Raw genomic sequence first — 9,022 nt, 5'->3', positions numbered from 1 at the left:
CGGAAGAGCGCCCGCTGACCGCAAAGCTGCCCCGTCCGGGGGCCCGGACTCCGGAGGATTCAAGAAGGGTTATGGCCAAGAGCGACAAGATACGCATCCGCCTGCGGGCGTACGATCACCGGCTTCTGGACCGCTCGGTGGCGCGCATCGTCGAAACCGTGCGTGCCACCGGGGCCGTCGTGGTCGGACCGGTGCCTCTGCCGACGCGCATCCACCGCTTCACCGTCAACCGCTCGCCATTCATAGACAAGAAATCGCGCGAGCAGTTTGAGATGCGCATCCACAAGCGGATGCTGGACATACTGAACCCATCGGGCGACACCACCGACGCCCTGATGCGCCTCGACCTCCCCGCCGGGGTGGACGTGGACATCAAACTCTAGGGCGCAAGCGAGGTGGCACGTGGTTAGAGAGCTTCTGGGCCGAAAGCTGGGCATGACCCAGGTGTTCGACGAGGACCGGGTGGTCCCGGTCACCGTCCTCGAGGTCGGCCCCTGCACCGTCACCGAGGTGCGCACCGCCGCCGTGAACGGCTACGAGGCCCTGCAGCTCGGCTACGGCGAGGTCGTCCCGGCCCGGGTCACCAAACCGCGCGCCGGGCAGTTCGCCAAGAACGGCCTCGTTCCGAACCGCTGGCTGGCCGAGGTGTCCTGCGATCCGGGCGACGAGCACAAGATCGGCGACGTGCTGGACGTCACGACCTTCGCCGACATCCGGTCGGTGGACGTGCGCGGGGTGACCAAGGGCCGCGGCTTCGCCGGCGTCATCAAGCGGCACGGTTTCAGCGGCGGACCCGCCACACACGGCGCCAAGTTCCACCGCGCGCCCGGCTCAATCGGCGCCTGCGCATTCCCGGGCAGGGTCCTGAAGGGCAAGAAGCTGCCGGGCCACTACGGCCACGTACGCTTCACCGTGCTCAACCTGACCGTCGTCCGCCTGGACGCCGAGAACAACCTCCTCTACGTCCGGGGCGCCGTCCCCGGGCCCAAGGGCGGACGGATAGTCGTCCGCGTCGGCCGCGCCGGCGACGCGAAGGGCGAGTAAGGGGATACCATGGTTACCGTTGACGTCCTCAACCGCGAAGGCTCCAAGGTGGGCGAGATCGAGCTCCCCGTGGACGCGCTCGACGAGGTAACCGTCACCATCTCCAACGTCGTTCGGGCGTACATGGCGAACCGGCGCCGCGGAACCGCCGCCACGAAGACGCGCGGCATGGTCACCGGCGGCGGTCGCAAGCCCTGGCGACAGAAGGGGACCGGCCGGGCCCGCCACGGATCCCGCCGAAGCCCCCTGTGGACCGGCGGCGGCATCATCTTCGGACCCCAGCCCCGCGATTACACGCAGCGCACACCGAGGAAGATGAAGCGCCGCGCACTCGTCGAGGCCCTCGGCTACCGCGCCGGCAGCCTGAAAATCGTTGACGAGCTCATCCTCCCCGAGAACAAGACCCGCGAGGTGGCATCCCTCCTCGCCAAGCTCGACGCCGCCCGGAAGCCGCTCTTCGTCACCGCCGAGGCCGACCGCGGCCTCTGGCTGGCCAGCCGGAACATCCCCGGCTGCCGCACCGCCCGGGTGGACGACCTCAACGCCTACCTGGTGATGTGGCACGGAAAACTCGTCTTCAGCAGGGACGCCGCTCTCCGCCTCGCCGAGAACATCAAGGGGTGGGTCCGATGAGGGAGCCCTACGACATCCTCCTGCGTCCCGTGGTCGGCGACAAGGCCGCCATCAAGCGCGAGAAGGAGAACCGGTACGCCTTCGTCGTCGTCCCGGACGCGAATAAGATCGAGATAAAACGCGCCGTGGAGCAGGCCTTCAAGGTCAAGGTCCTTCGCGTCAACACCGCCGTCTTCCACGGTAAGAAGCGCACGGTCCGCATGAAGGTGGGCTACACGCCCAAGTGGAAGAAGGCCATCGTCACTCTGGCTCCGGGCCAGCACATCGCCCTCTTCGAGAGCGCGTAGGGCCGGTCGGCCGGGGGAGTCGTCTGGGGGGAGCCGGGGGTTCAGTTTTTCGTGGGGAGTCGGGTCGGTTGTATTTTGTGCGGCGAGGGCTCATAAGAACGTGTTGTCGAAGCGCGCCGGGGATCGGCTTCCAAATCAGAGACACCGCGCCGCCCGGTATAAATAAAAAACTCCTTTCATCGGAAAATCACTGCGGGCCGGGTAATCACCGGCAATCGTCGGCCGCGAATGCTCCGTTAAACTGCCTTCGAGTAATGCCGAGACGTTGCGCGTAAGGGTCACCGAAAAAACGACTCCCCGCAGCCACGCTGCCCCGGGAGGTTGAAAATGCCAGTCAAGAAGATGAAACCGACCTCGGCCGGCGTGCGACACGCGACACGGCTGGTCACCCCCGACCTCTCCAAGGAGCGCTCGCCGAAATCGCTTCGGCAGGCCAAGAGCTCCTCGGGCGGCCGCAACAACAGGGGCCGCGTCACCATGCGCCGACGCGGCGGCGGGCACAAGCGCCAGATCCGGCTCGTGGATTTCAAGCGCACCAAGGACGGCGTCCCCGCCGTCGTGACCCGCATAGACTACGACCCCAACCGCTCGGCCAACCTGGCACTGCTCAAGTACCTGGACGGCGAGTGGCGTTACATCATCCAGCCCAAGGGTCTCAAGGTCGGCGACACCGTCATCTCCGGTGAGGAGGTCGAGGTCAAGCCGGGCAACGCGATGAAGCTCCGCTACATGCCGCTGGGCCACCTGGTCCACAACGTGGAGCTCAAACCCGGTAAGGGCGGTCAGTTGGCCCGCTCCGCCGGCGCCTGGGCCCGCCTGGCGGCCAAGGACGGCGACTGGGCACACATCCGCCTCCCCTCCGGCGAGGTTCGGCTCATCCACCTGGACTGCCGGGCCACCCTGGGAACCGTGTCCCTGTCCGAGCACAACCGCGTCTCCCTGGGCAAGGCCGGTCGCAACCGCTGGCTCGGCCGTCGCCCAAAGGTCCGCGGCTCCGCCATGAACCCCGTGGATCACCCCCACGGCGGCGGCGAGGGAAAGACCGGCGGCGGACGGCACCCCGTATCCCCCTGGGGCAAGCCCACCAAGGGCTTCCGCACCCGCAAGGGGACCAACCGCTACATGGTCCTGGGACGCCGTCGCGGCAAGCAGGCCGGCGGACGCGCCAAGGGCCAGGTCAAGCTCTAGGGACCGGTTGGGCCGGTTGGGCCGGTTAAAGGGGGGCATGCTCGGGGAACCGGGTTGAATTTACGCGGATGAGGTTGCGCGGGAGAGGGCGATAACGGGATTGGGGCGCATCGGCAGGGGCCGAAGGGCGTTCCGGGAAAAGAATGAAAGTTGCGGAGGCCCGGGTATAAGGTCGTTGGACGACGGGCCGTCCGCGGATTAAAAGGGTTCCTTAGAAGTTCAACGGACACGCGGAGTAAGATTGTCTAGATCCATCAAAAAAGGGCCGTTCGTGGATCCGAAGCTTTTGGCGAAAATCGCCGAGCTCAACGCGACGGGCGAACACAAAGTGCTCCGGACCTGGGCGCGGCGCTCCACGATCCCGCCCGAGTTCATCCGGCACACCATCGCCGTCCACAACGGACACAAGCACGTCCCGATATACATCACCGAGGAGATGGTGGGCCACAAGCTGGGCGAGTTCGCGCCGACGCGCACCTTCCGCGTCCACGGCGGAAAGTCCGCCCGGTCCACCGCCCTCAAGTAGCGGCTCTCGAGCCCGACCCCGGACCCCGCGGGGGAGTTTGCGATGAAAGCGAGCATCAGGTTCGTCCACATTTCGCCCTACAAGCTGCGCCGGGTGGCCGACGTGGTTCGCGGGCGCAACGTCAACGAGGCCATCGCCCTCTGCCGGCACATGAACTCCGGGGCCGCGCCGATCATGGGGAAAGTCCTGAAATCGGCCCTGGCCAACGCCGCCAGCAACGACCTCGACGGCGTCCTCGACCTCGACGCCCTCATCGTCGGCGAGGTTCAGGTCAACCAGGGGCCGACGCTCAAGCGCATCCGCTACAAGGCCAAGGGCATGTTCGGACGCATCCGCAAGATGACCAGCCGCGTTTTCGTTTACCTGAAAGACCCCACGGCCACCGAGGAAGAGGAGTAGCGCCTCCATGGGACAGAAGACTCACCCCATCGGTTTCAGGCTCGGGTTCTCCAAGCCCTGGGAGTCCCGCTGGTTCGCCCGGGGGCGGGAGTACCGCACGCAGCTCCACGAGGACATCATCCAGCGTAGAAAGCTCAAGAAGAAGCTCTACGCCGCGGGGGTCTCCTCCATCGAATTCGAGCGCCTGCCCAACCTGGTGACGGTGATCATCCGTTGCAGCCGCCCGGGGATAATCATCGGCCGCAAGGGTTCCGAGGTGAACAAGCTCCGGGACGACATCGCCGCCGAGCTGAAAAAACCGGTCAAGGTCCTCATTGACGAGGTGCGCGACCCCGAGATAAACGCCCTCTTGGTGGCCGAGAACGTGGCCTCCCAGCTCGAGAAGCGCATCGGCTTCCGCCGGGCGATGAAGAAGGTGCTGGAGTCGGCCCTGCGGCGCGGCGCCGAGGGGATCAAAATCATCTGCTCGGGCCGCCTGGGCGGGGCCGAAATGAGCCGCACGGAGCGCTACATCGCCGGCCGCGTCCCCCTCCACACCCTGCGCGCCGACATTGACTACGGCTTCACCGAGGCCGCCACCACCGCCGGCAGGATCGGGGTCAAGGTCTGGATTTTCCGGGGCGAGCGGCTCCCCGACTCGAACTCCCTGTCCGGCGAACCGGTCAACGCCCCCTCGGGGATGCGCGGCGACCGCGACGACGCCCGGAACCCGCGCCGCCGGCCCCCCCGGGAGCGCAAGGATGAAAACCGCGGCTCCGACAAGCCCCACCAGGGGGCGAAGAAGGAGTAGCCATGCTTGTCCCCAAGCGGAGCAAGTGGCGCAAGCACCAGCGGCGCCGGATGCGCGGAAAAGCCATCCGCGGGTGCACGATCAGCTTCGGGGAGTTCGGGCTGATGGCCCTCGAGCCTCACTGGATAACCGGCAACCAGATAGAGGCCGCCCGCATCGCCATCACACGCCATGTCAAGCGCGGAGGGAAGGTCTGGATCCGCATCTTCCCCCAGAAGACCTACACCAAGAAGCCCCAGGAAGTCCGCATGGGGTCGGGGAAGGGCGCGCCCGAGGGATGGGTGGCCGTGGTCAAGCCCGGTACCATCATGTTCGAGCTCGACGGCGTCCCCTACAACGTCGCCTTCGAGGCCATGCGCCTCGCCGGGTACAAGCTGCCCATCCGGACCCGTTTCGTGGAGAGGTAAAGGAGCGGCTTTGAAGGTCAAGGACCTGCGCCAGATGACCGACGCCGAGCTCACCAGCCGGCACCAGGAGCTCTCCGAGGAGCTGATGAACCTGCGCTTCCAGCTCCAGATGAAGCAGCTGACGAACCCGGGCCACATCCGGATAGTGCGCAAGGACATCAGCCGGATCAACACCCTTCTCGCCGAGCGCGAGAGGGCAGCCCAGAGCGGGGGTTAGCCGATGGGCGCCAACCGGAAACGCCGTACGGGCAGGGTCGCCCGCGACGCGCACGCCAAGACCGTCGTGGTCGTCGTCGAGCGCCGACAGGCCCATCCTCTGTACAAGAAAACCGTGACCCTCACCAGCCGATTCATGGCCCACGACGCCGAGAACGCCTGCCGAGCCGGCGACCTCGTCGTAATCGAGGAGACGCGCCCGCTGTCCAAGCTGAAGAACTGGCGCGTCGTTGAGATACTCGAGCGGGCCGTCGGCTAGGGGGATGTTGTTTTTCGCGAGAGCGTCCGTAACCCGGAGCCCGCGGCGGCCGACCGCCGCCGAGAAGCCCGAACGCCCCGCCTGAGGGGCACACAGCGCGGCTCCACGAACCGGTCCCCCGCACCGCGCCGACCGCCGGCGACAGGGGGTTTGGAAGATGATCCAGCAGGAAACCGTCGTCAACATCACCGACAACTCGGGCGCCAAGCGGGCTCTGTGCATCAAAGTACTGGGCGGCTCCCGGCGGCGCTATGCCTCCGTCGGCGACACCGTCGTCATCACGGTCAAGGAGGCGCTGCCCACGAGCAACATCAAGAACGGCACGGTCATGAAGGCCGTCGTCGTACGCACCCGGAAGGAAATCCGCCGCAAGGACGGCTCCTACATCCGCTTTGACGACAACGCCGTGGTACTGGTCAACGAGGCCGGCGAGCCCGTCGCCACCCGGGTCTTCGGACCCGTGGCCCGCGAGCTGCGCGAGAAGAAGTTCAACCGGATAGTATCCCTGGCCCCGGAGGTGCTCTGATGGCCCGCGTCACACGCCTGCGCAAGGGGGACACCGTGGAGGTGATCTCCGGTTCCGAGCGCACCTCGAAGAAGAAACGGGGACAGATTCTCAAGATAAACCTCGAGGCGACCAGGGTCATCGTTCAGGGCCTCAACTTCACCAAGAAGCACCAGCGCCAGAAGAAGCAGGACGTCCAGGGCGGAATCATCGAGATCGAGGCCCCCATCGAGCTCTCCAACGTGATGTTCGTCTGCCCCAAGTGCTCGAAGGCCACCCGGCTGGGCGTCAGGCGAGTGGACGGCAAGCGGTTCCGAGTCTGCAAGCGGTGCGGCGCCGAGTTCGTCTAGGAGGACCCGTGGCCCCCAGGCTGAAAGAAATCTACGAGACCAAGGTCCGCCAGGCCCTGACGAAGCGCTTCGGCTACTCCAACCCCATGGAGGTTCCGCGCCTGGAGAAGATCGTCCTCAACCGGGGCATCGGGGTGGCCAAGGAAAACCCCAAGATCATCGAGGGCGCCGTGGGCGACCTGACAGCTATCAGCGGCCAGAAGCCGATTCTGACGAAGGCCCGCAAGTCCATCGCCCAGTTCAAGCTCAGGACCGGCTTCATCGTCGGCTGCCAGGTGACGCTCCGCCGCGACCGCATGTACGAGTTCTTCGATCGTCTGGTCAACTTCGCCATCCCCCAGATCCGCGACTTCCGCGGCATGTCCGACCGCTCCTTCGACGGCCGGGGGAACTTCAACCTGGGGCTCAACGAGCAGCTCATCTTTCCGGAAATTGACTACGATGACATCGCCTCCATCGCCGGCGTCACGGTGACCATCTGCACCACCGCCGGGACCGACGAGGAGGGGAAGGCGCTTTTGTCCGAGCTCGGGATGCCCTTCCGCCGCCCGAGCCGTTAGGAGGAGACCCGTTGGCGAAGAAGTGCTTGATCGAGAAGGCGAAGCGCAAGCCCAAGTTCAAGGTGCGCGGCTACAACCGCTGCCCGTTGTGCGGGCGGGCCCGCGCCTACTACCGTCGCTTCGACATGTGCCGCATCTGCCTGCGCACACTCACCCTCGAGGGGAAGGTGCCGGGGATGACCAAGGCGAGCTGGTAGGCGGACGCCGGTCGGGGGCGAGGGGTTGACCGAGCGTGGTCAGCCGGGCCCCGGGCGCGACTCCTTGACGGAACGGCTATTTAACCCTAGAGGTTTTTCATGGTGATGACCGACCCCGTCGCCGACCTTCTGACCCGCGTGCGCAACGCCGCCCGCGCGGGGCATAAACAGGTCAGCGTCAGTCACTCGAACTTCAAAGAGGCCCTCGTCAAGCTCCTGATCGAGGAGGGCTACCTCGACGGCTACGCCCTCGAATCGGAGGACGGCGGCCCCCACCGGACGATCCACGTGGACCTCAAGTACACCACGGGTGGGAAGCCGGCCTTCCGGGGCCTCGAGCGGATCTCCAAGCCGGGGCTGAGGGTCTACGTCCGCCGGGACAAGATACCCTACGTGATGAACGGGCTGGGGGTGGCGGTGCTGTCCACCTCGAAGGGGGTTCTCCCCGACTACACCGCGCGGCGCGAGGGGGTCGGCGGAGAGCTGATCTGCCGTGTCTGGTAACCAGGAGCCGTAATGAGCCGCATCGGCATGAAACCCATCGAAATCCCCGACAAGGTGCAGGTCGCCGTGGACGGGCGTCGGGTGAGCGTAAAGGGCCCCAAGGGCGAGCTCGCCGTCGAACTCACCGACCCCATCACCGCGCGGGTCGAGGATGGGAAGGTCCTCGTCTCCCGGCCCGACGACTCCAAATCGTCCAAGTCACGCCACGGCCTCTACCGCAGCCTCATCGCCAACCTGGTCGAGGGGGTGTCCCGGGGCTTCGAGAAAAAGCTGGAGATACGCGGCACCGGCTACCGGGCCAAGGTCGAGGGCCGCAACCTCGTCCTCAACGTGGGCTTCAGCCATCAGGTGACGGTCGAGCCGCCGGAGACGCTCTCTTTTTCCACCGTGCAGCGGGGCGACTTCACCGTCATCACCATCTCCGGTCCGGACAAACAGCTCGTGGGCGAGATCGCGGCCCAGGTGCGCCGCATCCGCCCGCCCGAGCCCTACAAGGGCAAGGGCATCCGCTACGACGGCGAGTGGGTCCGCCAGAAGGCCGGCAAGGCCAACGTCAAATAAGGTGGGCCGGTAAGTTGGGGGGCCGGTACCCGGGGGCGTGTTTGCAGAAAGATACCCCGCCGGAAGGCCGGCAAAGCCAACGTCAAGTAAGGTGGGCCCGCAGGTCGGGGGATCGTCGAGGCCTAGTCCGACGGGGGCTAGTGGATCTGCCGGAAGGTGGGCAAGGCCGCTTCTAATAAAGAAAGGGATCCCATGTTGTTAAATAGGATCGTCATACATAACTGGAAAAATTTTAAAGAAGCGGATGTAAAAATAGGCCATAGGTTGTTTCTTATTGGTCCTAACGCTAGTGGAAAATCAAATTTCCTTGATATATTTAGATTTATAAGAGAAATATGTATGCCTGGCGGAGGTTTAACTCAAGCCGTTAATAAGAAAAGGGGTGGCGTATCAAACCTTAGATGTTTTTGGGCAAGAAGGTATAGCGATATATCTATCAACTTTTTCTTAGAGGATGAAGCAAATCAATGGACATATTTATTAAAATTTAATCAAGATAATCAAAGAAGACCCATTATTACAGAAGAAAAGGTCAGTCTCAATGAAGACTTTATATTGAGTAGACCAGAAAAGGAGGATAAAGAAGATGAAGAGCG

The 9,022-nt window shown here is 64.7% G+C and carries 18 protein-coding genes; all 18 read left to right on the top strand.

From position 1 onward, the window contains the following. Nucleotides 1-71: 71 nt before the first annotated feature. Nucleotides 72-383: a 30S ribosomal protein S10 gene (rpsJ, locus tag VM054_04175; protein ID HUT98253.1), complete on the top strand. Its 312-nt coding sequence runs from the start codon at nt 72-74 to the stop codon at nt 381-383. 19 nt (nt 384-402) lie between these two features. Continuing rightward, nucleotides 403-1,044 (top strand): 50S ribosomal protein L3, encoded by a 642-nt coding sequence (gene rplC / locus VM054_04170; GenBank protein HUT98252.1) that lies wholly within the window; start codon nt 403-405, stop codon nt 1,042-1,044. Nucleotides 1,045-1,053: 9 nt separating this feature from the next. Next, complete coding sequence (rplD, locus tag VM054_04165; protein ID HUT98251.1) at nt 1,054-1,677, top strand: 50S ribosomal protein L4; 624 nt, start codon at nt 1,054-1,056, stop codon at nt 1,675-1,677. After that, nucleotides 1,674-1,964: a 50S ribosomal protein L23 gene (locus VM054_04160; protein HUT98250.1), complete on the top strand. Its 291-nt coding sequence runs from the start codon at nt 1,674-1,676 to the stop codon at nt 1,962-1,964. Before rplD ends, VM054_04160 begins: the two co-directional genes overlap by 4 nt. A 327-nt stretch (nt 1,965-2,291) precedes the next feature. Continuing rightward, nucleotides 2,292-3,152, top strand: coding sequence for a 50S ribosomal protein L2 (rplB, locus tag VM054_04155; protein HUT98249.1), 861 nt, complete (start codon nt 2,292-2,294; stop codon nt 3,150-3,152). Nucleotides 3,153-3,393: 241 nt separating this feature from the next. Next, nucleotides 3,394-3,678: a 30S ribosomal protein S19 gene (gene rpsS, locus VM054_04150; protein ID HUT98248.1), complete on the top strand. Its 285-nt coding sequence runs from the start codon at nt 3,394-3,396 to the stop codon at nt 3,676-3,678. 42 nt (nt 3,679-3,720) lie between these two features. Further along, on the top strand, nt 3,721-4,077 hold the full coding sequence (gene rplV, locus VM054_04145; protein ID HUT98247.1) for a 50S ribosomal protein L22: 357 nt from the start codon (nt 3,721-3,723) through the stop codon (nt 4,075-4,077). 7 nt (nt 4,078-4,084) lie between these two features. Beyond that, nucleotides 4,085-4,867, top strand: a complete 783-nt coding sequence (rpsC, locus tag VM054_04140; protein HUT98246.1) for a 30S ribosomal protein S3 — start codon at nt 4,085-4,087, stop codon at nt 4,865-4,867. A 2-nt stretch (nt 4,868-4,869) separates the two neighbouring features. Next, nucleotides 4,870-5,274, top strand: a complete 405-nt coding sequence (rplP, locus tag VM054_04135) for a 50S ribosomal protein L16 (protein ID HUT98245.1) — start codon at nt 4,870-4,872, stop codon at nt 5,272-5,274. A 10-nt stretch (nt 5,275-5,284) separates the two neighbouring features. After that, entirely contained in the window at nt 5,285-5,491 is a 207-nt protein-coding gene (gene rpmC / locus VM054_04130; GenBank protein HUT98244.1) for a 50S ribosomal protein L29, read from the top strand. A gap of 3 nt (nt 5,492-5,494) precedes the next feature. Continuing rightward, entirely contained in the window at nt 5,495-5,749 is a 255-nt protein-coding gene (gene rpsQ / locus VM054_04125; protein HUT98243.1) for a 30S ribosomal protein S17, read from the top strand. 157 nt (nt 5,750-5,906) lie between these two features. Next, on the top strand, nt 5,907-6,275 hold the full coding sequence (gene rplN, locus VM054_04120) for a 50S ribosomal protein L14 (GenBank protein HUT98242.1): 369 nt from the start codon (nt 5,907-5,909) through the stop codon (nt 6,273-6,275). Beyond that, nucleotides 6,275-6,604 carry a 50S ribosomal protein L24 gene (rplX, locus tag VM054_04115; protein HUT98241.1) on the top strand — a complete coding sequence of 110 codons (330 nt, stop codon included), beginning with the start codon at nt 6,275-6,277 and terminating at the stop codon, nt 6,602-6,604. The genes rplN and rplX overlap by 1 nt, the downstream gene beginning before the upstream one ends. Before the next feature lie 8 nt (nt 6,605-6,612). Next, nucleotides 6,613-7,164 (top strand): 50S ribosomal protein L5, encoded by a 552-nt coding sequence (gene rplE / locus VM054_04110; GenBank protein ID HUT98240.1) that lies wholly within the window; start codon nt 6,613-6,615, stop codon nt 7,162-7,164. Nucleotides 7,165-7,175: 11 nt separating this feature from the next. Beyond that, a complete protein-coding gene (locus tag VM054_04105; protein HUT98239.1) occupies nt 7,176-7,361 on the top strand; it encodes a type Z 30S ribosomal protein S14 in 186 nt (61 codons plus the stop codon). A 102-nt stretch (nt 7,362-7,463) separates the two neighbouring features. Continuing rightward, a complete protein-coding gene (gene rpsH, locus VM054_04100) occupies nt 7,464-7,865 on the top strand; it encodes a 30S ribosomal protein S8 (GenBank protein HUT98238.1) in 402 nt (133 codons plus the stop codon). A 12-nt stretch (nt 7,866-7,877) separates the two neighbouring features. Next, nucleotides 7,878-8,426 carry a 50S ribosomal protein L6 gene (gene rplF, locus VM054_04095; protein HUT98237.1) on the top strand — a complete coding sequence of 183 codons (549 nt, stop codon included), beginning with the start codon at nt 7,878-7,880 and terminating at the stop codon, nt 8,424-8,426. A gap of 156 nt (nt 8,427-8,582) precedes the next feature. Further along, on the top strand, nt 8,583-9,022 hold a 440-nt coding region (locus VM054_04090), incomplete at its 3' end, for an AAA family ATPase (protein HUT98236.1).

The sequence above is a fragment of the bacterium genome (assembly GCA_035528375.1).
In the GTDB taxonomy this organism is placed as follows: Bacteria; RBG-13-66-14; RBG-13-66-14; order RBG-13-66-14; family RBG-13-66-14; genus RBG-13-66-14.
Note: the sequence above shows the minus strand (reverse complement) of the source record. Positions and strands in the feature narration are given on the sequence as shown.

Excerpts from the sequence above, each read along its gene's own strand:
- rpsC (HUT98246.1), top strand. The coding sequence starts at position 4,085 with ATGGGACAGAAGACTCACCCCATCGGTTTCAGGCTCGGGTTCTCCAAG.
- rplX (HUT98241.1), top strand. The coding sequence starts at position 6,275 with ATGGCCCGCGTCACACGCCTGCGCAAGGGGGACACCGTGGAGGTGATC.
- rplF (HUT98237.1), top strand. The coding sequence starts at position 7,878 with ATGAGCCGCATCGGCATGAAACCCATCGAAATCCCCGACAAGGTGCAG.
- rpsJ (HUT98253.1), top strand. The coding sequence starts at position 72 with ATGGCCAAGAGCGACAAGATACGCATCCGCCTGCGGGCGTACGATCAC.
- rplV (HUT98247.1), top strand. The coding sequence starts at position 3,721 with ATGAAAGCGAGCATCAGGTTCGTCCACATTTCGCCCTACAAGCTGCGC.
- rplD (HUT98251.1), top strand. The coding sequence starts at position 1,054 with ATGGTTACCGTTGACGTCCTCAACCGCGAAGGCTCCAAGGTGGGCGAG.
- VM054_04160 (HUT98250.1), top strand. The coding sequence starts at position 1,674 with ATGAGGGAGCCCTACGACATCCTCCTGCGTCCCGTGGTCGGCGACAAG.
- rpsQ (HUT98243.1), top strand. The coding sequence starts at position 5,495 with ATGGGCGCCAACCGGAAACGCCGTACGGGCAGGGTCGCCCGCGACGCG.
- rplP (HUT98245.1), top strand. The coding sequence starts at position 4,870 with ATGCTTGTCCCCAAGCGGAGCAAGTGGCGCAAGCACCAGCGGCGCCGG.
- rplB (HUT98249.1), top strand. The coding sequence starts at position 2,292 with ATGCCAGTCAAGAAGATGAAACCGACCTCGGCCGGCGTGCGACACGCG.
- rplN (HUT98242.1), top strand. The coding sequence starts at position 5,907 with ATGATCCAGCAGGAAACCGTCGTCAACATCACCGACAACTCGGGCGCC.